Origin of the sequence: Vibrio hepatarius, from assembly GCF_011806575.1 — a bacterium.
In the GTDB taxonomy this organism is placed as follows: domain Bacteria; phylum Pseudomonadota; class Gammaproteobacteria; order Enterobacterales; family Vibrionaceae; genus Vibrio; species Vibrio hepatarius_A.
In genome coordinates, this window is sequence record NZ_JAATOO010000018.1 from 36,450 (window position 1) to 60,216 (window position 23,767).

Consider the following 23,767-nt stretch of genomic DNA (forward strand, 5'->3'; position numbering starts at 1 on the left):
CACTTACTAAGCTTAGCGAATAACGCCACGCTCAGAAGTTTCCACGAAGTCTAAGAAGTGCTTAATCGATGACCACTGCTGTGCCATCTCAGTTAAGATTTCTTTTGCTTCTGCTTGAGTTTTACCTGAACGATAAAACTCTTTGTATGCGTTACGCAGTGCTCTCAGCTCATCTTTCTCAAAACCGTTGCGCTGCAGGCCAACCAAGTTAAGACCAAATGGTGTCGCGTGGTTGCCTTGCGCTAAGACATAAGGTGGTACGTCTTTGACGACCGCAGAACAACCGCCAACGTAACTAAACGCACCCACTTTACAGAACGGATGAATTGCCGATAACGCCATAACACCAGCTGAATCTTCAACTGTCACGTGACCGCCAAGGATCGCATTGTTACCAATGTGAGTGTTGTTACCAACAATCACGTCGTGGGCGATATGAGCGTTAACACAAAGCAGGTTGTCGTCACCGATAACCGTTGTAGCTTTATCTTGCACAGTACCACGATGGATCTGTACCGCTTCACGGATAACGTTACGGTCACCGATAACAACCGTCGTTTCTTCGCCACCGTATTTCTTATCTTGGTTTTCTTCACCAATTACCGCGTGAGGAAAAATGCGGTTTTCTTTACCAATGGTCGTGTGACCTTTGATAACCACATGAGACATAACCTCTGTACCCTCACCGATAGCAACAGTACCAGAAATGTATGTGAAAGGACCGACGGTCACATTCGCAGCTATGGTTACATCACCCTCAATAACCGCTGATGGGTGAATTTGAGCAGATTCATGAATCATATTAAAACTCTCGGCGAGCACATTTAAGTTCTGCAGAACATACTACGTCACCGTCAACTTTCGCTACACCGTTAAATGCAGCAATGCCGCGACGTTCTTTTATAAATTCTACTTCAATCACGAGTTGGTCACCTGGAGTCACAGGCTTACGGAATTTAGCCCCGTCTACGCTAGCAAAGTAGTACAGTTCATTCTCTGTTGGAGCACCGAACGATTTAAATGCCAACAGACCCGTTGCCTGTGCCATTGCTTCTAAGATCAGTACGCCTGGAAATACAGGTAGTTGAGGGAAATGACCTGTAAACTGAGGTTCATTCACTGAAACGTTCTTAATTGCCGTTAGGTATTTTTCTTCTTGGTAATCCGTTACGCGATCAATCAGTAAGAATGGGTAGCGATGAGGTAACAGTTCCTGAATTTCAGTGATGTTCATCGTTTTCTTTTCAGTAGTCAAAGTCATATTCCTATGTTGAATGCTAAGGTGTGTTGAAATTTCGCAGCGAAACTTAATTGGTTATAAACACCATCTAGACAGGGTAAACACACCCGAAATGTTATTTTTTTACTGGCAGCATTATAGACGAAAAAGACCCGCACTTCGCGAGCCTTTTCAATCAGAAAGGGGTTATGATTCCTCTTTCTGCTCCATTAGCTTCTCGACAGCTTTCAGGCGCTTGTTCATTTCATCAATACGATGAACACGAGCAGCCGTCTTACGCCACTCTCTATTGGTTTGCAATGGAATCCCCGAAGAATACATACCTTTCTCTTCGATACTACGCATCACCATCGCCATACCAGTGATCGTTACGCCATCAGTGATTTCAATATGACCATTAATCACTGACGCACCACCGATAATACAGTACTTGCCAATCTTAGTGCTGCCAGCAACAATCGTACCACCAGCCATTGCAGTACCATATCCGATGTGTACGTTGTGTGCGATCTGCATTTGGTTATCAATAATGACGTTGTCTTCGATGACCGTATCGTCCAACGCACCACGGTCAATCGTGGTACATGAACCAATTTCCACGCGGTTACCGACGCGAACCGTACCAAGTTGAGGGATTTTAATCCATTCACCTTTGTCGTTGGCGTAGCCGAAACCGTCAGAGCCGATAACGGTGTTAGCTTGGATCAAACAATCGCTACCAATGACCACTTCATGGTAAATACTAACGTTTGCCCAAAGCTTAGTGTTAGCACCGATAGACGCATTTTTACCGATAAAACAACCTGCGCCGATCACCACGTTGTCAGCCAGTTCAACACCTGATTCAATCACCGCATTAGCACCGATCGATACGTTAGTACCCAATTGTACGTCTGCAGCCACAACCGCTGACGGGGCAATCTGCTCCGCAGGGCTTGGTGTTGTATCTAGAGCTTGCGCTACTTTTGCAAATGCGACGTATGGGTCATCGACAACTAACGCATTGCCAACACAAACGTCTAGCTGCGCTTGTTTAACCATCACAACGGTCGCTTTACATTCCGGTAAATGCTTCGCGTACTTTGGATTAGACAAGAAAGTCACGTGACCTTCTTGCGCTTTGTCCATTGGCGCTACCATAGTTACTGTGGCTTCTGCATCCCCGTGCAGCACGCCCCCGGTAATGTTAGCCAAATCGGCCAAAGAAATTGTAGTCATAATTTATTATTTAAGTTGTTTGATTACTTTTTCTGAAATGTTGTATTCAGGCTTGCCGTATTGCATTGCTTGGATATCAACGATTAGGTCGTAACCTTCTTTTTCAGCCACTTTCTTAACTGCGTCTTGAATAACTTTAAATAGTTTTTGCTTCTCTTGCGATTCACGACGAGCAGTCGCTTGCTCTAAAGCTTGCGCTTTTACTTTATATTTGCTGTCTAGCTGAGCGATCTCAATACGCAGTTTTTCGATCTGGTCGTCACCAAGTAACTCACCATCACGCTTAAGCTTTTCAATTTTAGTCTTAGCTTGAGCTTGAATTGATTTTAGTTCATCAACCTTGTCTTTGAACTCGCTTTGCATTTTTTGGGCAACAACTTCACGCTGAGGAAGAGATTGGAATACTTGCGCTGTATTTACGTAGCCAACTTTTTGCGCCGCTTCAGCAGCATTTGCAAACATTGACGACGTCATCACTAGAAGGCTTAGACCAGCCGCTTTAATCATTTTATTCACTATATTTTCCTCTGTATTAGAAGGTTCTTCCGATGGTGAAAGTGAAGAATTCTTCATCATCACCTTCGTATTTTTCAATTGGTTTCGCTACCGAGAACACCAATGGTCCCATTGGAGACATCCATTGCAACGCCGCACCGTATGACGCGCGGTAGTTTGTCGGATCCGAGTAGTCATCATAGTAACGCTGGCCGTCGTAGGCTGAGTCGTAATCAAACTCGGTATCCCAAACACTCGCCGCATCGATAAACACACTGGTACGGATTTGGCTACGTGCTTCGTCTGAAGCAAATGGGGTCGGAACAATCAGTTCCATACTTGCCAACGCCACTGCGTTACCACCAACCGAGTCATCCGTTGCGTTCACACACGAATCGGTAGAACACAAAATCGGGTTACTGTTGACTGTATATACTGCTTTCGGACCCGCACTGTTCGAGCGGAAACCACGTAAGGTAGTAAAACCACCTGCGTAATAGTTTTCATAGAATGGGAACAGGTTGTCGTTACCATCCGTTTGGCCATAACCATTACCGTAACCCAAACGACCACGCATCAATAGCGTAAATTCGTGTTTCTTGGTTAGCGGAATGTACTGACGCACGTCGTATTGCACTTTAAAGTACTGTGCGTCTGAACCCGGTACCGTCGCTTTCGCAAAGGCACGTTGATAGTTACCCGCTGTTGGGAAGTAACCACGGTTCAAGTTGTTACGCGTCCAAGCAACGTTCACATCAAAATCGTTGGTGATGATATCGCCGTCTGCTTGGTCGATACTTTGGGCAAATAGCTGCGCCTGATCGTAAGTCGGTACGTTACCGATCTTGTTATGGGTATAACCAACACCAAACTCAAAACGGTTCAATTCATCAAACGGGAAACCCCAGGTTAAGCTGGTGCCGTAACTTTCGTTGGTATAGTCAACGATACCCGCTTCTTTAGCTTCAAACTGGTTATAGAAAACTTTACCGCCTAAGCTGACACCATCAAGGTTCCAGTATGGGTCGCGGTAGTCCAAGCTAACGTTTTTCTGGTAGTCGTTCATCATCGCACTGACACCAACACGGTTACCAGTACCCAAGAAGTTATCTTGCTGCAGACCGACCTGGAAGCTCACACCCGACTCAGTGCCATAGCCGATACCAAAGTTGATGCTGCCTGAGTTCGCTTCTTTAACGCTGTAAACCAGATCAACTTGGTCTTCACTGCCCGGAACACGCACAGTTTGCACGTCAACCGTTTCAAAGAAACCTAAGCGGTTAAGACGGTTCTTACCCGTTTCAATTGACTTAGAGTTCAGCCAGCTGCCTTCCATTTGACGCATTTCACGGCGCAATACTTCATCTTTAGTCGCGTTGTTGCCGACAAAGCGAATATCACGCACGTAAATTCGCTTACCAGACTCAACGTTGACAACCAGCGAAACTTCTTGAGTTTCATCGTCAAACTCTGAAATAGTGCGCACTTGTGGATACGCGTAACCAGCTTCACCTAGTTGTCGCTTAACGCTTTCTTCTAGGCTTGTCACCGCCGAGCCGTTATACAGCTCACCCATTTCGAAGGTAACCAGTTTCTCAAACTCATCGTCTCCAGACGGAAGGTCACCGCGAAATTTCACATCCTTAACGGTATAAGGTTTGCCTTCATCCAAGACTAAGGATACGTATACACCCTTTTTGTCAGGAGAAATTGAGACTTGAGTAGAATCTATCTTAAATTTCAGATAGCCACGGTCGAGATAGTAGGATTTAAGTGCTTCTAAATCCCCTGCCAGTACTTGTTTCTGGTACTTATCATCCGCGAGGAAGTTCCACCATGAGACATCAACATTAAGCTCAAAACGGCTCAAAAGTTCGTCATCGGTAAAGACTTCGTTACCGATAAAGTTGATTTGTTGAATCTTGGCAGAAACGCCCTCAGAGAAGACAAACTTAAGGTCAGCACGGTTTCGTGGTAGTGGTGTCACTACCGCTTTTACGTTTGCGTTGTATTTACCAACACTGTAGTAAAAGTCTTCCAAACCTTTTTCGATGTTTGCCAACGTAGTGCGGTCAAGCGCTTCGCCCACACGAACATCTGACGCTTCTAAGTTTTGCGTTAGCTGTTCTTCTTTGATCGCTTTGTTACCAGAGAATGAAATACTGGAAATCGTTGGACGCTCTTTGACTTGAACGACAAGTACATCGCCTTCACGTAGTACTTTGATATCTTCAAAGTTACCCGACGCATACAGCGCTCGGATGATCTGTGAAACATCTTGATTGCCAATCGTGTCACCGATACGTACTGGCATTTTCAATAATGCCGCACCTAACGTAACACGTTGTAAACCTTCTACCTGAATATCCTGAACAACAAAGTTCTCAGCACCATTTGCGCTTACACTAGTTGCTAGCAACGTGGCAAACAGAATCTTTTTCATCGCCATATGTGTTTTAGTTATTCCTTACTACAACCTTTGCCTCGTTTAAAGACGAGCAAAATCATTGAAAATCGCCACTGCCATAAGAGAGAAGATAATTGCCCCGCCAATGCGGTACCCCATTTCCTGGACTTTTTCAGGAACAGGACGTCTGATTACAGCCTCAATAGCAAAAAACAATAAATGTCCGCCATCCAACATCGGTAACGGTACAAGGTTAATGATCCCTAAGTTAACACTAATCAGCGCTAGAAAGCCGAGGAAATATACCAGTCCATAGTCGGCGGTGGTTCCTGCTCCTTTCGCGATTGAGATTGGTCCGCTCAGGTTGTTTAATCCTACATCGCCAACAATCAGCTTTTTCAACATGCTGATGGTTAGCCCAATCACTTGTCCGGTTTTTTCAATCGCTTTGCCGACTGACTCTACAGCACCAAACTGTAAGTCGAAACGGTAGCTTTCAGGCCACTCAGCTACTTCTGGAGCGATGCCTGCAAAACCAATTTCACCTTTACCCTTAACCTCACGACTGTCAGGAATAATGGTGATGTCGAGACGTTCAGCCCCGCGTAAAATTTCTAACTGCAACGGTTTATTGGGGTGTTGCTGGATCGAGTCGACAACTTGTTGCCAGCCAGTTATGGCTTGTCCATTGATTGCGACTATCGTATCCCCCACTTGCAAACCAGCATGCGCTCCCGCACTGTCTTGCGAGATGTTCACTAGCTTGGTTGAGATTTCTGGTGTGAATGGCACAAATCCAAGCGCTGACATAGCAGACTGCTGCTCAGGGTCAAAGTTCCAATCGGTTAAGTCAAATGTGAGGGTTTGCTCAACTCCAACGCCATCTGCAGGGGCAACCGTCATGGTCAGACGCTCATCGCCGATATGAGAAATCAGCCCCATATTGACCGATTCCCAGTCTGCGGTTTTGACGCCAGAAATAGACTTAAGTTCCATCCCTTGCTCTAACCCTGCATCTGCAGCAATAGAATAAGGGGTAATTGGACCAACGACGGGTTTTACCGCTGGTACGCCGATGATAAAAACTAGCCAGTAAGCAACGATGGCGAACAAGAAGTTAAACGCCGGCCCTGCAGCCACAATCGCGCTACGCTTCCACAATGGTTTTTTATCGAAAGCAAACCGCTGCTCAGACTCCGGCACATCATCTACGCGCCCGTCTAACATTTTGACGTAACCACCTAACGGGATCACCGCTAGGCTGTACTCTGTACCGTCTTTACCGACTTTGCTCCAGATGGATTTACCAAAACCAATAGAAAACTTTTCTACTTTGACCCCACAACGACGCGCTACCCAAAAGTGGCCAAACTCATGAACGGCGACCAGAATACCTAATGCGATAATGAAGGAAACAAAGTTCCACAAGATACCCGTCATAACTTACGCTCACTCACCATTTCGGTCGCTAATTCCCTTGCCATTCTATCTAGCTCGAGAATGCTTTCCAAGTCGCTACAGTGCGCGCGAGTCGAGCCAGCACACACTTTCGACAGAACCGCTTCATTGACAACCGCGATATCGGTAAAAGAGAGTGTTCGGTCTAAGAACGCAGCGACTGCCACCTCGTTAGCCGCATTCAACGCGGTCGTCGCGTGCTGCCCTTCGTAGCAAGCATCAATGGCTAATTTCAAGCAAGGATAACGATTGAAGTCTGGAGCAAGGAAAGTCAGCTCTCCGACTTGAGTAAAGTCGAGCGGTGCCACACCTGAGGAAACACGATTTGGATAAGACAGCGTCAGAGCAATCGGCGTTGCCATGTCTGGCTCACCCATTTGCGCCAACACAGAACCATCTTGGTACTGCACCATCGAGTGAATCACCGACTGTGGGTGAATAACCACTTTCAGTTGCTCGCGAGAGGTATTAAACAACCACTTGGCTTCGATGTACTCTAGGCCTTTGTTCATCATGGTTGCTGAATCGACCGAAATTTTAGGTCCCATTGACCAGTTTGGATGCGCGATCGCCTGCTCAGGGGTCACACCGCTAAGCGTGTTGATATCACTGTAACGGAAAGGTCCACCTGAACCGGTCAAAAGAATATGTTGAATTCCTTCTTGCCCGAGGTTACAGCGACCGAGGTTAGTCTGAATCTGGCTTGGTAAGCATTGGAAGATCGCATTGTGTTCACTATCGACAGGCATTAACTCCGCACCTGAATGCTTGACCGCATCGATAAACAGTTGCCCAGACATCACAAGCGCTTCTTTGTTGGCCAACAAAACGCGCTTACCCGCTTTGACCGCCGCCATCGTTGGTAACAGGCCTGCCGCGCCAACAATCGCCGCCATGACAGTATCCACCTCATCCATCGCAGACACTTGGCACATAGCGTCCACACCCGCCAGTACTTCGGTGTTCACTTTCAGCTCTGACAGTTGGTGTTTTAGTTGTAACGCCGCATCGTCACACGCCATAACCGCGTATTTTGGTTGCCACCTCTGACACAGTTGACGCATTTTTTCGACATTGCTTCCTGCTGCCAACGCAATCACAGAAAACTGCTCAGGATTTTGTTCGATAACTTTAAATGTACTCGCACCGATAGAGCCAGTAGCACCAAGAATTGTTAACTTACGCATAGCAAGAAACCGATATGTGGTTGAGGCAAGCCGAAGCTCGCCTACAGAATGAAGTAAAGAAATGCAAAAACGGGGAATGCTGCAGTCAGGCTGTCGATACGGTCAAGAACGCCACCGTGACCTGGAATGATGTTACTGCTGTCTTTGATACCAGAAACTCGTTTGAACATACTCTCAACTAGATCACCCAGCACTGAAATAACCACGGTGATCAACGTAATCACTATCATTACCTGTGGGCTTGAAAACTCGATATCAAACCAAGTTGATGCGCCCCACCCGACCAAGATCGCGGTAATGATTCCGCCGACTAGTCCTTCAATGGTTTTATTCGGGCTAACATTCGGCGCCATTTTGCGCTTACCCATACTCTTACCCGTGAAATACGCGCCACTGTCGGCAGCCCAAACAATCAAGCAGACGTACAGTACTAGTTTAGCACCATGGTAAGGTTCAGTTTCGATACCTTCAGCACGTAATAGCAGCACACTCCAGAAAAACGGTAATAGCGTCAGCACACCAAATGCGTGACGAAGAAGTGTTGAGTGCTGCCATAAAGATGAGGATTTAGGGTAAGTGATCGCCAACGCACTTGCCGATACCCACCAAACACAGCCTATCGCCAAGATCAGGTAATGAGGCTCTAGAACCAGATTAAGACTGCCCGAGTCGAACGGGATAAATGCGAGGCTTAACGCACTGACCGCTAACGCTGGGATCAATGCTATCGCGCGAGATTTTGAATCAACAAACTGAGTCCACTCCCAGTAACCGATCAACATGATCGCAGCAATGGCGACGACAAACATCGGTAATGAGAGCTCAAAAATTCCTAAGATCACTAATGGCGCAAGGATGAGTGCTGTTATTATTCTTTGTTTCAAACTTGGATCCTTTATTCGCTTTCCATCAATGCCTTGATTTGTTCACCGGTACAGCCAAAACGCCTTTCACGGTTAACAAACCAAGTCACTGCTTCAATTAAGCTGTTTTCATCGAACTCAGGCCAGTAAATTGGCGTAAAGTAGAGTTCTGCATAAGCCATCTGCCACAACATAAAGTTGCTGATACGACACTCGCCACTGGTGCGAATCATCAGATCCACTTCAGGCAAATCCGACATGGTCAAATGCTGGGTAATCAATTCTTCAGTAATTTCACTGGCCTGCAACTCTCCTGTGGCTACTTTCGCTGCGAGAGCTTTAGTCGCCTCGGTAATGTCCCACTTGCCACCGTAGTTAGCGGCAATGTTAACTACCATCCCAGTGTTATTTTCGGTCAAAGCTTCAGCTTGAGCGATCTTACTACGCAACCTGTTATTGAAACGTGCCGTATCACCGATAACACGTAGGCGTAAATTGTTTTTGTGCAGCTTCTTCACTTCGGTAGTCAACACCGTAATGAAGAGTTCCATCAATACACCCACTTCTTCTTCTGGACGACGCCAGTTCTCACTGCTGAAAGCAAACAGAGTGATCGCTTTGATGCCAAGCTTGGCAGAGGCAGAAATCGTCTTTCTGACCGCTGCAACACCATTTTTATGGCCAAAAACGCGTGGTTTTCCCTGAGCTTTTGCCCAGCGGCCGTTGCCGTCCATAATTATCGCGATGTGCTGAGGAAGTTGTTCTGGTGAGAGTTGTGGATTTTGCATAAAGAGGTAGGTAGATTGTCAGCAAAGGTCAGAGAGTAGCATAAAAAAACGCTGTGCTGCGAGCACAGCGTCTTTAATAAGCCGAGTTTATGAATAATTATACTTCCATCAACTCTTTTTCTTTCGCCGCAAGCACTTCGTCGACTTTTTTCACTGCAGCATCTGTCAGTTTTTGAATCTCGTCTTGAGCTTTGCGATCTTCATCTTCAGAGATTTCTTTGTCTTTTAGAAGCGCTTTCAGGTCGTTGTTAGCATCACGACGGATGTTACGGATAGCAACACGGCCACCTTCAGCTTCACCACGTACGATCTTAACAAGGTCTTTACGACGCTCTTCCGTTAGCGGTGGAAGTGGTACACGAATGATAGTACCCGCAGACATTGGGTTTAGACCCAAGTCAGACATCATGATCGCTTTTTCAACTTTTTGCGTTAGCTCTTTGTCGAAAACAGTGATTGCTAGAGTACGAGCGTCTTCTGCTACTACGTTTGCCACTTGGTTAAGAGGCGTTGCTGCACCGTAGTACTCTACTGAAATACCAGATAGTAGGCTTGGGTGTGCACGACCTGTGCGGATTTTAGACAGGTTATTCTTTAACGCATCGACACTTTTGTCCATACGCTCTTGAGCGTCTTTTTTGATTTCGTTAATCACAATATCACCTTAATTATGTAATTCTTCTAGAAGAAAGCCTAAACAGGATTCTTCAAAAGGCAATACCACAGCAAGGATATTCATTTGCTGCGGTTGAATTCTATTATTCAGCAGTGCTAATTAGCGTGCCTTCTGCTTCACCCATAACCACGCGGCGTAGTGCGCCTGGCTTGTTCATGTTAAATACGCGGATTGGCATTTTGTGGTCACGTGCCAGTGTAAATGCTGCCAAATCCATCACTTTTAGCTCTTTATCAAGAACTTCAGTGAAAGTCAGCTTATCATACAGCTCTGCGTCTGGGTTTGCTACTGGGTCTGCGGTAAATACGCCATCTACTTTCGTTGCTTTAAGAACGACGTCTGCTTCGATTTCGATACCGCGTAGACACGCCGCTGAATCCGTTGTGAAGAATGGGTTACCAGTACCCGCAGAGAAGATCACTACGCGGCCTTGGCGAAGTTCGCGGATTGCGTCTGCCCAATTGTAATCGTCACACACACCTTTTAGAGGAATTGCAGACATTACGCGAGCGTTTACGTATGCACGGTGCAGCGCATCACGCATTGCAAGACCGTTCATCACTGTAGCCAACATACCCATGTGGTCACCGACAACACGGTTCATACCAGCTTCAGCCAGACCAGCACCGCGGAACAGGTTACCACCACCGATAACTACACCAACCTGAACGCCTAGTTCAACCAGCTCTTTCACTTCTTGTGCCATGCGATCTAGGATCGCTGGATCGATGCCAAAACCGTCTTCGCCTTGAAGCGCTTCACCACTCAATTTTAACAAAATACGTTGATATGCAGGTTTAGGGTTTGTAGTCATGGACTTTACCTTCCAAAAGAGAGTTTTTTGATTAACAGTCATGGATAAACACAGGACAACTGTATGCATTCATCACGGTTAATCGATTACTTGTTAGTCGTAAAAAGACCGCAGCCTGAGCTACGGTCTAATACTTACACAAGTCTCTAAGGATTAACCTTTTTGAGCTGCAGCAACTTCTTCAGCGAAGCTCATTTCTTCCGCTTTCTCGATACCTTCACCCACTTCTAGGCGAACGAATGTAGAAATTGAAGCGCCTTTCTCTTTCAGCATATCACCTACAGTTTTCTTAGGCTCCATGATGAACGCTTGACCAGTTAGAGAGATTTCGCCAGTGAATTTCTTCATACGGCCAACAACCATTTTCTCTGCGATCTCAGCAGGCTTGCCTTCGTTCATAGCGATTTCAACTTGAACTTCTTTCTCTTTAGCAACTACGTCAGCTGGTACATCTTCTGGGTTTACGTACTCTGGCTTAGAAGCAGCTACGTGCATAGCAACATGCTTAAGAGTTTCTGCATCGCCTTCACCAGCAACAACTACACCGATTTTCTCACCGTGACGGTAAGAAGCGATTGCAGCGCCTTCAACGTACTGTACGCGACGGATGTTGATGTTTTCGCCGATCTTAGCAACTAGAGCAACACGCTCTTCTTCGAATTTAGCAACTAGCTCTTCAACAGAAGCTTTAGAAGCTAGAGCGTCTGCTGCTACTTTCTCTGCGAATGCAGTGAAGTTGCCGTCTTTAGCAACGAAGTCAGTTTGGCAGTTAACTTCAAGAAGAGCAGCAACGCCGTTTTCTTCTTTGATGATGATTGCGCCTTCAGCTGCAACGTTACCAGCTTTCTTAGCTGCTTTCGCTGCGCCAGATTTACGCATGTTTTCAATTGCTAGTTCGATATCAGCGTTTGCTTCTACAAGCGCTTTCTTACATTCCATCATGCCAGCGCCAGTGCGCTCGCGAAGTTCTTTAACTAGAGCAGCAGTTACAGTTGCCATTCTCTATTCCTCGTTTGATTCGAATAAGGTAAAAAACAGGGGCCTACATTATCGGCCCCTGATGCTAACTATAACTTAGTCTATGCTACAACAAGGTTTCACATAAACTAAGTGTGACACAGAGCCGTGATTATTCAGCTTCTACGAAACCGTCTTTTTCAGCAACTACTGCAACGTCTTTGTTGCGACCTTCGCTTACTGCAGATGCAGCAGCGTTTAGGTATAGTTGTACTGCGCGGATCGCGTCGTCGTTACCTGGGATGATGTAGTCAACGCCGTCTGGGTTAGAGTTAGTATCTACCACAGCGTATACTGGAATACCTAGGTTGTTAGCTTCTTTAATCGCAATGTGTTCGTGATCAGCATCGATTACGAATAGAGCGTCTGGTAGGCCGCCCATATCTTTGATACCACCAAGAGATTTCTCTAGCTTCTCCATTTCGCGAGTACGCATTAGAGCTTCTTTCTTAGTTAGTTTGTCAAAAGTACCGTCTTGAGCTTGAGCTTCAAGATCTTTTAGACGCTTGATTGACTGACGAACAGTTTTGTAGTTTGTAAGCATACCGCCTAACCAGCGGTTGTTTACGTAGAACTGGTTGCTTGCGATTGCAGCTTCTTTAACAGCTTCAGATGCAGCGCGCTTAGTACCTACGAATAGAACTTTACCTTTCTTCTCGCCAACTTTAGCTAGTTCAGCTAGAGCGTCGTTGAACATTGGTACAGTTTTTTCTAGGTTGATGATGTGAACGCGGTTACGAGCACCAAAGATGAATGGCTTCATTTTTGGATTCCAGTAACGAGTTTGGTGACCGAAGTGAACACCAGCTTTCAGCATATCGCGCATTGATACAGTTGCCATTTTAAAATCCTCTATGGGGTTAGGCCTCCACATCCCCCATAATTCCGACTGAGCTTCTGCTCAGCACCCCGGAACATGTGACGGAATGTGTGTGATTTAAAGATATAAGTTTAGTTGGAAGTAAACAGCTTCGCCGCTTAGCTTACGCTGACGGAGAGAACGGTCCACATTCCGGCGCGCTTTATACCATATTTTCCTAGTACCTGGCTAGTAAAAAAACAGAAGGCCATCATGGAGAAAACTCAAAATAGCCAGCAATCCGTTATAACCGCTACCAGTCTCAATGATGGTCACAATTACACATTCTGACATCTTCCTGCTAGAATGCGCCGAATCGCACGAAAAGGTGCAATTGAATAAAGTAGAGATAGCCGATGTCAATCAAGATAAAAACAGCTGAAGAAATCGAACGTATGCGCAAAGCGGGTGCTTTAGCCGCTGAAATTCTAGAGATGATTGAACCACATGTGAAAGAAGGTGTGACGACAGATGAGCTCAACCAAATCTGTCACGATTACGCTCTAGAGAGAGGTGCGTACTCTGCTCCGCTTGATTACCATGGTTTCCCTAAATCAATCTGTACTTCAATCAACCACATCGTCTGCCACGGCATTCCTGCATCACAGGATGAAAAAGGCAGCAACGGCCAAATGAAGCCTGCAGTACTGAAAAACGGCGATATCATCAACATCGATATCACAGTTATCGTGCCAAACGATGAGAATGCCGACCTGTCTGTGCGCCCGGAAGGTTACCACGGTGACACTTCTAAAATGTTCCTTGTTGGGGACGTAAGCCCTGCGGATAAACGCCTATGCCTAGTGACTCAAGAAGCGCTTTATGTGGGTATGCGTAAAGTGAAGCCTGGTGCGACTGTGGGTGATATCGGTACGGCAATCGAGAAATACATCAAAGAGAACAACAAAAAGAACCCTCGCAACAAGTTCTCAATTGTGAAGGACTTCTGTGGTCACGGTATCGGTAACGAGTTCCACGAAGAACCACAAGTGGTTCACTACAAGAACAACGACCGCCGCGTGCTTAAAGAAGGCATGTGCTTTACTATCGAACCAATGATCAACGCAGGTAAGTTCGGTGTGAGCGTAGACGCGGAAGACGACTGGACGGTTTACACAGGCGACGGTAAGAAATCGGCGCAGTACGAACACACCATCGTTGTTACTGCAACAGGTTGTGAAGTGCTAACGCTACGCAGTGACGACACCATCCCCCGCGTGATGAACAACGCTTAATAGATGATTCGATATCCCTGCCTCGGCGGGGATATTTTTTATCTACCCTCGCTACTTTATCTCTATCTTGATTGACCATATTTGTGCGTGCCTCGCTTGTTGAGAAGCCAAATAGTTATTTTTCTTACAACCCTATTTTGTTAGATTGAGTCCAATCAGGATATTTTGCACGGACTCGCTGTATGCCTATTCAATCACCGCTGACTTTAGAAGATCATCAGATCACCATTAGTGAGCTAAAAAACCAACTCGAAGCGTTTGCTGAGTACCAGAAAACGGAGTTTCTCAATCATCATCCGGTCACCGACCTGGTATTAGGTCGTGCGGAGTTCATTGATTTGATGCTCAACAGGCTATGGAGCCACTTTGGCTTTTCTGCCCTACCAAACATCAGCCTTGTCGCCGTTGGCGGTTATGGTCGCGGCGAACTGCACCCGCTTTCTGATATCGATATTCTCGTTATTTCGCGTAAATCGTTACCCGAGTCTTTGGCCGCAAAAGTCAGCGAATTTATCACCCTACTTTGGGATTTGAAACTCGAAGTGGGCCACGCGGTTCGCAGTATTGAAGAGTGCGCAACCATTGGCCGCGAAGACTTAACTGTTGCGACCAACCTGCAAGAATCCAGACTACTGTGTGGCTGTGAAGATACCTTCCACCAACTTAAAGTGGTGATTCATTCGGAGTCATTCTGGCCGAGCGAGCAGTTCTATCAAGCGAAGGTTCAAGAGCAACGCCAACGCCACGCGCGATACCACGACACCACCTACAACCTTGAGCCGGATATCAAATCGACACCGGGTGGCCTGCGCGATATCCATACCTTAAGCTGGATTGCCCGCCGTCACTTTGGCGCGACCTCTCTGCTCGAAATGAGCCACTTCGGCTTTTTAACCGACGCCGAATACCGTGAGCTGCTAGAGTGTCAGGACTTCCTTTGGCGGGTGCGATTTGCATTGCACTTACAGCTAAAACGCTATGACAACCGCCTGACGTTTGCTCACCAAGCTCAGGTTGCGGAGTGCTTAGGTTTCCAAGGCGAAGGTAACCAAGCGGTCGAGAAAATGATGAAAGAGTTCTACCGCACGCTAAGACGTGTCGCCGAACTCAACAAAATGCTACTTAAACTGTTCGACCAAGCGATTCTCGACAACGGTATCGAAAGCGAACCAGAGATCCTCAGCGACGACTTCTTGCGTCGTGGTCACCTAATCGAAGCGAGAAAGCCAGCATTATTCCAAGCGCGTCCAGAAACCATTCTGGATATGTTCCTACATATCGCTAATGACTCGACTATCGAAGGGGTCGCACCGCCGACTATGCGCCAGCTGCGTACTGCGCGCCGTCGACTCAATAAGTTCCTACATACGATTCCTGCCGCGAGAGAAAAGTTCATGGAATTGTGCCGCCACCCTAATGCGCTGCACAAAGCCTTTAGCCTGATGCACAAGTTAGGCGTACTTGCTGCGTATCTACCGCAATGGAGCCAGATTGTCGGTCAGATGCAGTTTGACCTCTTCCACGTTTACACCGTGGATGAACACAGCGTCCGCTTGCTCAAGCACATCAATACCTTTAGCTACGCTAAAAACCACGATAAGCATCCAATTTGCTGCGAAGTGTACCCACGTATTCAGAAAAAAGAGCTGCTCATTCTCGCGGCGATTTTCCACGATATCGGTAAAGGTCGTGGCGGAGACCACTCAGAGATCGGCGAAGTAGAAGCGTATGACTTCTGTATTGAACACGGCCTGTCAAAACCAGAGGCCAAATTGGTTTCTTGGCTGGTGCGTAACCACTTACTGATGTCGGTCACCGCGCAGCGCCGTGATATTTACGACCCAGAAGTCATCACCGAATTTGCTAAACAAGTCCGCGACGAAGAACGCCTTGAATACCTTGTTTGTTTGACGGTTGCGGATATTTGCGCGACCAACCCTGAGCTTTGGAACAGTTGGAAGCGTACCCTACTGGCCGAGCTATTCCACTCAACGCAACGAGCACTGCGTCGCGGCTTAGAAAATCCTGTCGATATACGCGAACGTATTCGCCATAACCAGCAAATGGCATCGGCTTTGCTGCGTAAAGAAGGTTTTAGCGCACGAGAAATAGAAGTACTCTGGCAACGTTTTAAAGCCGACTACTTCCTGCGACATACCCATAAACAAATCGCCTGGCACTGTACGCACCTGTTGCGCCACGACGATCACTCTAAACCGCTGATCTTAATCTCCAAGAAAGCGACCCGAGGCGGTACAGAAGTGTTTGTTTACAGCAAAGACCAACATGCACTTTTTGCGACAGTGGTGGCGGAGCTAGACCGTCGTAATCTTAACGTTCACGACGCTCAGGTCATGTCGAGTAAAGACGGCTACGTACTCGATACTTTTATGGTTCTCGACCAGCATGGCAACGTGATCGAAGAAGACCGTCACAAAGCGGTGATCAAGCATTTGGTTCACGTGCTGAAGGATGGCCGTCCGACGAAGATTAAAACGCGCCGTATACCACGTAAGTTGCAGCACTTTAAGGTGAAAACTCAGGTGGACTTTCTGCCGACCAAGAGTAAAAAACGCACGTTGATGGAGTTTGTTGCTCTCGATACACCAGGATTACTGGCGACAGTCGGCGCCACATTTGCCGATTTAGGCGTACATCTTCATGCGGCGAAAATCACTACGATTGGTGAGCGTGCCGAGGATTTATTTATCATCACAAGTGATAACGGTGGCAAGCTAACCGAGGAAGAAGAGTTGCAATTGAGAGCGGAGTTAATCGAAAACGTGGCCAAGCTCGCTCCGTAAGCGATCTTGACCACAAGTTACTGCTCTGCTTGAAAAATCAACTATCTACTACGCTAATAGGCTGCTACATTAACTATTGGATTAGTTAATAACTTCGACACAGTTAAAGAGGTAGCCTATGTTTCCACACCTCACCGGTTTAGGCATTCAAGATCCTAAACAGATTGAGCGCTATTCACTTCGCCAAGAAGCGCACAAGGACGTGTTAAAAGTCTATTTTCGCAAGCAAAAAGGAGAACTGTTTGCGAAAAGCGTGAAATTCAAATACCCACGTCAGGTGAAAAATGTTTTGGTTGACAGCGGCAGTCACAAATACAAAGAAGTCACCGAGATCAACCGTAACCTAACATTGGTTATTGATGAACTGAACAAGATTACCAAACCAGAGAAACAGGTCGAGACCGATGTGAAACAGAAAATCCTGTCTGATTTGCGTCATTTAGAAAAAGTGGTGTCTAGTAAGATCGCTGAGATTGAAGCCGATCTAGAAAAGCTAAAATAATCGCTGAACACAAAAAAGGCTTCCAATAGGACGCCTTTTTTGATCTCGGATTACGTTTATAACCAACCTGCGTATAGACCGACCAAATACAGCGCAACACCCGCCATCACACCTGCCACGATGTCATCGAGCATAATGCCTAACCCGCCATGAACTCGCTTGTCTAACCAACCAATCGGCCATGGCTTGACCATGTCAAAGAAACGGAACAACACAAACCCCGTCGCGAGCCATTTCCAATCAAACACGGCTAAACCGAACATCGGTACCACCAGCATGGTAATCCACATTCCGGAAAATTCATCCCAAACGATCGAGCCGTGGTCGTGCACGCCCATATCGTCAGAAGTCACTTGGCAGATCTTTACCCCAATGATGCACGAAGCAATCACCACCAGCCCATACAGCGGCAGCGACAAATGCGCCAAGAGCAGATAAAACGGCAATGAAGCCAGAGTCCCCATCGTACCAGGAACAATTGGAGATAAACCACTACCAAACCCTGTCGCCAGTAGATGCCACGGGTTCTTGAGTGAAATGCGAGATAATGGGTTTGTCATACTAGTGTTTTATTATTTGAAATGGTCGTAGCCACTGAGTGACCAATTTAGCGCTTCACCGTGTAAATGAAGGTCAAAAGTGCCCTGTGGTCGAATCTGACCGATACAAGTTACCTTAGCGCCACAGTGCGCCAACGCACTTTCGATAGCGCCTTGGTTTTGTTCAGGCACAGTAAAGCACAGCTCGTATTCTTCGCCGCTGGTTAGAGCATATTGAAGTGCCTCTTCCGGATTACCGACAAACTGAACTAACTCATTAGATACAGGCAGCTTAGAAACGTCAATACTAGCGCCAACTTGTGAACGCTGCAAAATATGCGGTAAATCTGAGATCAGGCCATCGGAGATATCAATTGCTGCACTGGCTAAGCCAAGTAAAGCCTGACCTACCAACACTCGTGGTGTAGAGAGATAATGACGTTGCTCCAACTCACTCGCGAACGGCTTGCAGTCAAGCTCGCGATTAAGAATTACGTCAAGGCCGGCTTTACTGTCGCCTAAGTCACCAGTGACATAAATCCAGTCACCCACATTAGCGCCTTCTCGTCGCAGTGCCTTCTCCGGCGCGACCAGACCTTGTACGGTCAGCGTGAGACTCAGCGGACCTTTGGTGGTATCACCGCCGATCAACTGAATACCAAAATAATCGGCAAGCTTGAAAAATGCATCACAAAACGGAGCCAACCAAGCTTCATCCGGCTCGGGCATCGTCAACGCAAAGGAGACCCAAGCTGGTGTCGCACCCATGGCAGCCAAATCACTGATGTTGGATGCTAACGCTTTGTGCGCTACCCACGCAGGATTCGCGTCTGGAAGGAAATGGGTTCCGGCAACTAAGGTATCGGTACTGATGGCGACAGATAAGCCTTGTGGTACTTGAACCAAGGCACAATCATCACCTGCGGCCAACAACACGTCTTTACGCTGCTGCTGCCTGCCAACAAAGTATTTTTCAATCAGATTAAATTCACCAGACATTAGGAATTCCACAGATTGTTGAGTACGAATAAAAAAGGTCAGCATTTGCTGACCTTTTTAAATTTGAAATCAATTACTTCTTACGAACGTGCGGCGCTGCTTTATCAAGCACACCGTTCACAAACTTGTGACTATCTTCCGCCGCGAATACTTTTGCAAGTTCAATCGCTTCGTTGATAACCACTTTGTAAGGTACGTCTTCACGACGTGTCATTTCATACATAGCAAGACGAAGCAATGCTAGCTCCATCATATCCAGATCCTGCATTGGACGTGCAGTGTAAGGACGAATCTTGCTGTCTAGTTCTGTGTGACTTAGCACAACACCTGTTAGTAGGTCACGGAAGTATGCAACGTCAGTTTCTGGAGCTGCTAGTGCAGGTTCTGCGGCATGATGCTCTTCTTCATCATACTTACCGCCAGATAAGAACTGCTCTTCAATGGTGGCAACATTTTCTTTGGTAATTTGCCATGAGTAGATCGCTTGTAGAGCGAATCGACGTGCATTACGACGTGCGGCTGGTTTCACACTGGCCCCCATTAGGAATCAATTTCTGAAAGAACGTTAATCATCTCAAGTGCGCTCAGTGCAGCCTCTGCACCTTTATTACCAGCCTTGGTTCCTGCGCGCTCGATAGCTTGGTCAATTGTATCAACAGTCAGAACGCCAAATGCTACTGGAAGGCTGTATTCCAGAGATACTTGCGCAAGACCTTTGTTACATTCACTACAAACATAGTCGAAGTGTGGTGTACCACCACGAATTACTGTACCTAGAGACACGATTGCATCGAACTTACCTGTTTTCGCTACACGCTGAGCAACAAGAGGTAACTCCACTGCACCAGGACAACGAACTACAGTAATGTTTTCTTCGCTAACCTGTCCATGACGCTTTAAAGTATCGATTGCACCAGACAATAGACTTTCGTTAATAAAACTGTTGAAACGAGAAATAACGATAGCAATTTTTGCGTTTGGCGCTGGGAAGCCACCCTCGATCACTTTCATAAGCTTTCCTTTAACTATGTTCATCAAGTGAGAATCGACGGATTCTAGCATAGATTTGTGAGCAATATCTAATGGAATTTCGTATTGCTCGAGCCTCGACTAACGGTTTGAATAGCAAAGAGGGCAAATGGTCACAAAACCATTTGCCCTCTGATTCAGCGTCTGTTGTGGCGATTATTCGCAGACATATTCCACTACGTTCAGACCAAAGCCGCCCAACGCGTGGTACTTCTTATTGGTTGAAGAGAGTAGACGCATATCATGCACACCCAAATCCGCCAAGATTTGCGAACCAACACCGACGCGACGAGAAGTGCCTTGACGCTTCGCCAACGTTGGCGCTTGACCTTTATCTTGCGCTTCAAACATCTTCACGCGGTGGATAAGCAGATCCGTCGATTCTTCGTTGCCGAGGATAACCAGTACCCCGCCCTCTTTCCCGATACGCTTCATCGCTTTATCCAGCGTCCAGCTACGCTCTGCATTGCGGTCACTGCGAAGCAGGTCGGTAAAGGTATCTTGCAGATGCACGCGAACCAGTGGCGCTTGGCCTTCGAGATCCCCTTTACACAGCGCGTAGTGAATTTGGTTATCGATGGTGTCACGGTAAGTCACCAGTTCAAACTCACCGAATTCGGTTGGCAGTTTGCACTCAGCCACGCGTTCAATCGTGGTTTCGGTGTTATTGCGGTACTCGATCAGGTCCGCGATAGTACCAAGTTTGATGTCGTGTTTTTCCGCAAACACTTCTAAGTCTGGGCGACGCGCCATCGTGCCATCGTCGTTAAGAATCTCAACGATTACGCCTGCTGGCTCGAAACCTGCCAAGCGAGCTAAATCACACCCAGCTTCGGTATGACCGGCGCGAGTAAGGACACCACCTTCTTGAGCCGCCAGCGGGAAAATGTGACCAGGCTGCACAAGGTCGGCCGCTTTCGCATCTTTTGCCACGGCAGCTTGTACCGTACGAGCACGGTCTGCCGCTGAAATACCGGTTGTGACGCCTTCTGCCGCTTCAATCGAGACGGTAAAGTTAGTCGTGTACTGAGCGTTATTGTCTTGCACCATAGGTGGTAAACCGAGCTTTTCACAACGCTCTTTGGTCATCGTCAGACAAATCAAACCACGACCGTGAGTTGCCATAAAGTTGATCGCTTCTGGAGTCACGTGCTCGGCAGCCATGATCAAGTCACCTTCATTTTCACGGTCTTCGTCATCCATCAGGATAACCATCTTTCCGAGGCGAATATCTTCAATAATCTCTTGTGGCGTACTAATTGGCATCTTTTTATTCCTTAATCGGCTTCTAGCGGCGAATTGGGTTATCTAACCTAGGGTTACTTGCTTAGGCAAATCCGTTTTGTTGTAAAAATTCCATCGTGATACGAGACTCTGGCTGTTGATCTCGTTGCGCGGTAAGCAGTCGCTCCATATAGCGCGCGAGCACGTCAACCTCTAGGTTTACTTTACGTCCAACATGGAAGTCTGCAATGGTGGTTTCTTCTCCGGTGTGAGGCACTATCGTCAGTTTAAACGCATCCTTGCGCAGCGCGTTCACTGTCAAACTAATACCATCAACTGTGATTGAGCCTTTTTCAGCGACGTACTTGGCGATTTCACTCGGCATTGCCACCCAAAATTCGATCGCACGCCCTACCATGTTGCGCTCAACGATTTCACCCACACCATCGACGTGACCAGACACAATATGTCCGCCAAATCGAGTTGTTGGCAGCATCGCTTTTTCTAAGTTAACTTTGTCGCCTGCTTGGTAATCAGCAAAACCGGTTTTCTTCAGCGTCTCCAACGAAAGATCCGCGGTGTAGCTAGTCTGACTAAAATCGACCACTGTCAGACACACACCATTGGTCGCGATGCTGTCACCCAACTTAACGTCAGACATATCCAGCTTACCGACTTCGACGGTAACACTGATATCCTCACCTTTCGGTGTAATCGCAGTCAACGTGCCGACTGCTTCCACAATACCTGTAAACATAATTACGAATCTTTTCTTAGTAACTTGGCAACGATACGAATATCCTTGCCCACTTGTCTTACGTCTTGAATATCCAGCTCAATGACCTCTGCCATCGATTCAAGCCCTAGCGCACCGAGCAGCCCTCTGCCATCGCTCCCCATAATTTTAGGCGCAAGATAGAGGATAAGCTCATCCACCAAACCAGCGTGGATTAAGCTGCTCGCCAAAGTGGCGCCCGCTTCCACCCAAAGGTGGTTCACGTTGTGATGACTGGCTAATTGCGCAAACGTCGCTTTGAGGTCAATACGCTGCTCGCTATCTAAGCTAGGCGCAATGTCGCCTTGGTCAGAAACAATCAACGTAGCGCCTGTGGATTGGAAAAGCTTGAGCTCAGGCGTCAGTTGCTGCTGGCGGTCGAGTATCACCCTAACAGGCTGACGTAAATCTTGTTGTAAATAGTTGGCTTGGACACTTTGCGGCAAATCGTCCCAGCGTACATTCAGCGAAGCATTGTCATCGGTCACCGTTTTACTGGTCGAGAGAATCGCACCGCTCTGAGCACGGTATTTTTGCACATCCTGACGCGCCTGTGGGGAGGTGATCCACTGGCTTTGCCCGTTGGCGAGAGCGGTTTGACCATCCAGACTCGCCGCCATTTTCAACTGAACAAACGGCATACCGGTTTTCATTCGTTTAATGAAAGCGGGATTGAGCGCGTACGCATCGGCTTCGAGCAAACCAACCTGGACGTCAATGCCAGCGTCACGCAGCATTTGAATCCCACGACCGGCGACTTGCGGGTTTGGGTCTTGCATCGCACAGATAACTTTCGCTACTTTGGCGTTAATCAAGCCTTCAGCACAAGGAGGAGTTCGACCATAGTGAGAACAAGGCTCCAACGTGACATAAGCGGTCGCACCCTCAGCTTTCTCGCCCGCCATACGCAGCGCGTGCACTTCGGCATGAGGCTCGCCCGCTTTGAAGTGAAAACCTTCACCGACGATTTCACCATCGCGGGTAATCACACAGCCGACGTTCGGATTAGGCGCCGTGGTGTAGATGCCGCCTTTCGCGAGTTGAATCGCACGCGACATCATTTGAAAATCTAGAGGAGAAAATTGGGACATCGCTGGCTGCCGTTAGTCTTCCAGTTTAGCGATTTCTTCGCCAAACTCGCGGATATCTTCAAAACTGCGGTATACCGAAGCGAAACGGATATACGCAACCTTATCTAACTCTTTAAGCTGATCCATAACCAAGTTACCGATCATTTCACTCGGCACTTCGCGTTCACCCGTCGCACGTAACTGAGACTTAATCATGCTGATCGCAAGTTCTACTGCGTCTGCGCTGACCGGACGTTTTTCCAGTGCGCGCTGCAGACCGCCAACCATTTTATCTTCGTTAAACGGTTCTCGGTTGCCGTTTGATTTAATCACTTTTGGCATCACTAATTCAGCAGTTTCAAACGTCGTAAAACGTTCACTGCACGCCAAACACTGCCGACGACGACGAACTTGATGGCCATCCGCCACCAAACGAGAGTCAATTACCTTAGTATCGTTCTCAGAACAAAAAGGACAATGCATATCACCTCCAAAATAATGCCAGATAGTGTAGCGGATTTAACAAAGCTAAGAAAAGCAAAAGGGGCCAATCAGCCCCTTTTTCACC

General features: G+C 47.2%; 24 protein-coding genes. 3 read left to right on the forward strand and 21 right to left on the reverse strand.

Translation table 11 applies throughout. From position 1 onward, the window contains the following. Positions 1-12: 12 nt before the first annotated feature. The 13 genes from lpxA to rpsB all read right to left on the reverse strand — a co-directional run bounded on the left by lpxA (position 13) and on the right by rpsB (position 13,004). Positions 13-801 (reverse strand): acyl-ACP--UDP-N-acetylglucosamine O-acyltransferase, encoded by a 789-nt coding sequence (gene lpxA / locus HCZ42_RS14650; RefSeq protein WP_167421396.1) that lies wholly within the window; start codon positions 799-801, stop codon positions 13-15. Between the two features lies 1 nt (position 802). After that, the gene (fabZ, locus tag HCZ42_RS14655; RefSeq protein WP_167421397.1) at positions 803-1,255 is read right to left on the reverse strand and encodes a 3-hydroxyacyl-ACP dehydratase FabZ; all 453 of its coding nucleotides are present in this window, start codon (positions 1,253-1,255) and stop codon (positions 803-805) included. Positions 1,256-1,426: 171 nt separating this feature from the next. Further along, entirely contained in the window at positions 1,427-2,458 is a 1,032-nt protein-coding gene (gene lpxD, locus HCZ42_RS14660; protein ID WP_167421398.1) for a UDP-3-O-(3-hydroxymyristoyl)glucosamine N-acyltransferase, read from the reverse strand. Between the two features lie 6 nt (positions 2,459-2,464). Next, the gene (locus HCZ42_RS14665; RefSeq protein WP_167421399.1) at positions 2,465-2,974 is read right to left on the reverse strand and encodes an OmpH family outer membrane protein; all 510 of its coding nucleotides are present in this window, start codon (positions 2,972-2,974) and stop codon (positions 2,465-2,467) included. Positions 2,975-2,990: 16 nt separating this feature from the next. After that, complete coding sequence (gene bamA, locus HCZ42_RS14670) at positions 2,991-5,402, reverse strand: outer membrane protein assembly factor BamA (RefSeq protein WP_167421400.1); 2,412 nt, start codon at positions 5,400-5,402, stop codon at positions 2,991-2,993. A 39-nt stretch (positions 5,403-5,441) separates the two neighbouring features. Continuing rightward, positions 5,442-6,800, reverse strand: a complete 1,359-nt coding sequence (gene rseP, locus HCZ42_RS14675; protein WP_167421401.1) for a sigma E protease regulator RseP — start codon at positions 6,798-6,800, stop codon at positions 5,442-5,444. Next, positions 6,797-8,005: a 1-deoxy-D-xylulose-5-phosphate reductoisomerase gene (gene ispC, locus HCZ42_RS14680; RefSeq protein WP_167421402.1), complete on the reverse strand. Its 1,209-nt coding sequence runs from the start codon at positions 8,003-8,005 to the stop codon at positions 6,797-6,799. Before ispC ends, rseP begins: the two co-directional genes overlap by 4 nt. A 41-nt stretch (positions 8,006-8,046) precedes the next feature. Next, complete coding sequence (locus HCZ42_RS14685; protein ID WP_167421403.1) at positions 8,047-8,889, reverse strand: phosphatidate cytidylyltransferase; 843 nt, start codon at positions 8,887-8,889, stop codon at positions 8,047-8,049. Between the two features lie 11 nt (positions 8,890-8,900). Next, complete coding sequence (locus tag HCZ42_RS14690; protein ID WP_167421404.1) at positions 8,901-9,656, reverse strand: isoprenyl transferase; 756 nt, start codon at positions 9,654-9,656, stop codon at positions 8,901-8,903. Positions 9,657-9,753: 97 nt separating this feature from the next. Further along, a complete protein-coding gene (gene frr, locus HCZ42_RS14695; RefSeq protein ID WP_053408892.1) occupies positions 9,754-10,311 on the reverse strand; it encodes a ribosome recycling factor in 558 nt (185 codons plus the stop codon). A gap of 103 nt (positions 10,312-10,414) precedes the next feature. Continuing rightward, entirely contained in the window at positions 10,415-11,146 is a 732-nt protein-coding gene (gene pyrH / locus HCZ42_RS14700) for a UMP kinase (RefSeq protein WP_167421405.1), read from the reverse strand. Positions 11,147-11,299: 153 nt separating this feature from the next. Then, on the reverse strand, positions 11,300-12,145 hold the full coding sequence (gene tsf, locus HCZ42_RS14705) for a translation elongation factor Ts (RefSeq protein WP_167421406.1): 846 nt from the start codon (positions 12,143-12,145) through the stop codon (positions 11,300-11,302). A gap of 130 nt (positions 12,146-12,275) precedes the next feature. Next, positions 12,276-13,004, reverse strand: a complete 729-nt coding sequence (rpsB, locus tag HCZ42_RS14710) for a 30S ribosomal protein S2 (protein WP_167421407.1) — start codon at positions 13,002-13,004, stop codon at positions 12,276-12,278. Positions 13,005-13,378: 374 nt separating this feature from the next. On the opposite strand from rpsB, the gene map reads away from it, so the two are divergent. From map to HCZ42_RS14725, 3 genes are all read left to right on the forward strand, one after another. Beyond that, on the forward strand, positions 13,379-14,257 hold the full coding sequence (gene map / locus HCZ42_RS14715) for a type I methionyl aminopeptidase (RefSeq protein ID WP_167421408.1): 879 nt from the start codon (positions 13,379-13,381) through the stop codon (positions 14,255-14,257). 182 nt (positions 14,258-14,439) lie between these two features. After that, positions 14,440-17,061, forward strand: a complete 2,622-nt coding sequence (gene glnD, locus HCZ42_RS14720; protein ID WP_167421409.1) for a bifunctional uridylyltransferase/uridylyl-removing protein GlnD — start codon at positions 14,440-14,442, stop codon at positions 17,059-17,061. Positions 17,062-17,179: 118 nt separating this feature from the next. Beyond that, positions 17,180-17,563: a DUF3461 family protein gene (locus HCZ42_RS14725; protein ID WP_167421410.1), complete on the forward strand. Its 384-nt coding sequence runs from the start codon at positions 17,180-17,182 to the stop codon at positions 17,561-17,563. A 56-nt stretch (positions 17,564-17,619) separates the two neighbouring features. Here HCZ42_RS14725 and pgpA read toward each other — a convergent pair whose 3' ends face one another. The 8 genes from pgpA to nrdR all read right to left on the reverse strand — a co-directional run bounded on the left by pgpA (position 17,620) and on the right by nrdR (position 23,682). Then, entirely contained in the window at positions 17,620-18,123 is a 504-nt protein-coding gene (gene pgpA / locus HCZ42_RS14730; protein WP_167421411.1) for a phosphatidylglycerophosphatase A, read from the reverse strand. Between the two features lie 12 nt (positions 18,124-18,135). Continuing rightward, entirely contained in the window at positions 18,136-19,101 is a 966-nt protein-coding gene (gene thiL / locus HCZ42_RS14735) for a thiamine-phosphate kinase (RefSeq protein ID WP_167421448.1), read from the reverse strand. Positions 19,102-19,174: 73 nt separating this feature from the next. Then, positions 19,175-19,642 (reverse strand): transcription antitermination factor NusB, encoded by a 468-nt coding sequence (nusB, locus tag HCZ42_RS14740; RefSeq protein ID WP_167421412.1) that lies wholly within the window; start codon positions 19,640-19,642, stop codon positions 19,175-19,177. Continuing rightward, positions 19,642-20,112, reverse strand: a complete 471-nt coding sequence (ribH, locus tag HCZ42_RS14745; protein ID WP_053408902.1) for a 6,7-dimethyl-8-ribityllumazine synthase — start codon at positions 20,110-20,112, stop codon at positions 19,642-19,644. Before ribH ends, nusB begins: the two co-directional genes overlap by 1 nt. Before the next feature lie 174 nt (positions 20,113-20,286). Next, positions 20,287-21,396 carry a bifunctional 3,4-dihydroxy-2-butanone-4-phosphate synthase/GTP cyclohydrolase II gene (gene ribBA, locus HCZ42_RS14750; protein WP_167421413.1) on the reverse strand — a complete coding sequence of 370 codons (1,110 nt, stop codon included), beginning with the start codon at positions 21,394-21,396 and terminating at the stop codon, positions 20,287-20,289. Positions 21,397-21,457: 61 nt separating this feature from the next. Further along, positions 21,458-22,111, reverse strand: coding sequence for a riboflavin synthase (locus tag HCZ42_RS14755; protein WP_167421414.1), 654 nt, complete (start codon positions 22,109-22,111; stop codon positions 21,458-21,460). 2 nt (positions 22,112-22,113) lie between these two features. Next, the gene (gene ribD, locus HCZ42_RS14760; protein WP_167421415.1) at positions 22,114-23,220 is read right to left on the reverse strand and encodes a bifunctional diaminohydroxyphosphoribosylaminopyrimidine deaminase/5-amino-6-(5-phosphoribosylamino)uracil reductase RibD; all 1,107 of its coding nucleotides are present in this window, start codon (positions 23,218-23,220) and stop codon (positions 22,114-22,116) included. A 12-nt stretch (positions 23,221-23,232) separates the two neighbouring features. Next, on the reverse strand, positions 23,233-23,682 hold the full coding sequence (nrdR, locus tag HCZ42_RS14765; RefSeq protein WP_167421416.1) for a transcriptional regulator NrdR: 450 nt from the start codon (positions 23,680-23,682) through the stop codon (positions 23,233-23,235). Positions 23,683-23,767: the final 85 nt, after the last annotated feature.

Excerpts from the sequence above, each read along its gene's own strand:
- glnD (WP_167421409.1), top strand. The coding sequence starts at position 14,440 with ATGCCTATTCAATCACCGCTGACTTTAGAAGATCATCAGATCACCATT.
- HCZ42_RS14755 (WP_167421414.1), bottom strand. The coding sequence starts at position 22,111 with ATGTTTACAGGTATTGTGGAAGCAGTCGGCACGTTGACTGCGATTACA.
- nusB (WP_167421412.1), bottom strand. The coding sequence starts at position 19,642 with ATGGGGGCCAGTGTGAAACCAGCCGCACGTCGTAATGCACGTCGATTC.
- nrdR (WP_167421416.1), bottom strand. The coding sequence starts at position 23,682 with ATGCATTGTCCTTTTTGTTCTGAGAACGATACTAAGGTAATTGACTCT.
- lpxD (WP_167421398.1), bottom strand. The coding sequence starts at position 2,458 with ATGACTACAATTTCTTTGGCCGATTTGGCTAACATTACCGGGGGCGTG.
- ribBA (WP_167421413.1), bottom strand. The coding sequence starts at position 21,396 with ATGCCAATTAGTACGCCACAAGAGATTATTGAAGATATTCGCCTCGGA.
- rseP (WP_167421401.1), bottom strand. The coding sequence starts at position 6,800 with ATGACGGGTATCTTGTGGAACTTTGTTTCCTTCATTATCGCATTAGGT.
- thiL (WP_167421448.1), bottom strand. The coding sequence starts at position 19,101 with ATGTCTGGTGAATTTAATCTGATTGAAAAATACTTTGTTGGCAGGCAG.
- HCZ42_RS14690 (WP_167421404.1), bottom strand. The coding sequence starts at position 9,656 with ATGCAAAATCCACAACTCTCACCAGAACAACTTCCTCAGCACATCGCG.
- map (WP_167421408.1), top strand. The coding sequence starts at position 13,379 with ATGTCAATCAAGATAAAAACAGCTGAAGAAATCGAACGTATGCGCAAA.
- ribH (WP_053408902.1), bottom strand. The coding sequence starts at position 20,112 with ATGAAAGTGATCGAGGGTGGCTTCCCAGCGCCAAACGCAAAAATTGCT.
- HCZ42_RS14725 (WP_167421410.1), top strand. The coding sequence starts at position 17,180 with ATGTTTCCACACCTCACCGGTTTAGGCATTCAAGATCCTAAACAGATT.
- ispC (WP_167421402.1), bottom strand. The coding sequence starts at position 8,005 with ATGCGTAAGTTAACAATTCTTGGTGCTACTGGCTCTATCGGTGCGAGT.
- pgpA (WP_167421411.1), bottom strand. The coding sequence starts at position 18,123 with ATGACAAACCCATTATCTCGCATTTCACTCAAGAACCCGTGGCATCTA.
- lpxA (WP_167421396.1), bottom strand. The coding sequence starts at position 801 with ATGATTCATGAATCTGCTCAAATTCACCCATCAGCGGTTATTGAGGGT.
- pyrH (WP_167421405.1), bottom strand. The coding sequence starts at position 11,146 with ATGACTACAAACCCTAAACCTGCATATCAACGTATTTTGTTAAAATTG.
- ribD (WP_167421415.1), bottom strand. The coding sequence starts at position 23,220 with ATGTCCCAATTTTCTCCTCTAGATTTTCAAATGATGTCGCGTGCGATT.
- tsf (WP_167421406.1), bottom strand. The coding sequence starts at position 12,145 with ATGGCAACTGTAACTGCTGCTCTAGTTAAAGAACTTCGCGAGCGCACT.
- bamA (WP_167421400.1), bottom strand. The coding sequence starts at position 5,402 with ATGGCGATGAAAAAGATTCTGTTTGCCACGTTGCTAGCAACTAGTGTA.
- rpsB (WP_167421407.1), bottom strand. The coding sequence starts at position 13,004 with ATGGCAACTGTATCAATGCGCGATATGCTGAAAGCTGGTGTTCACTTC.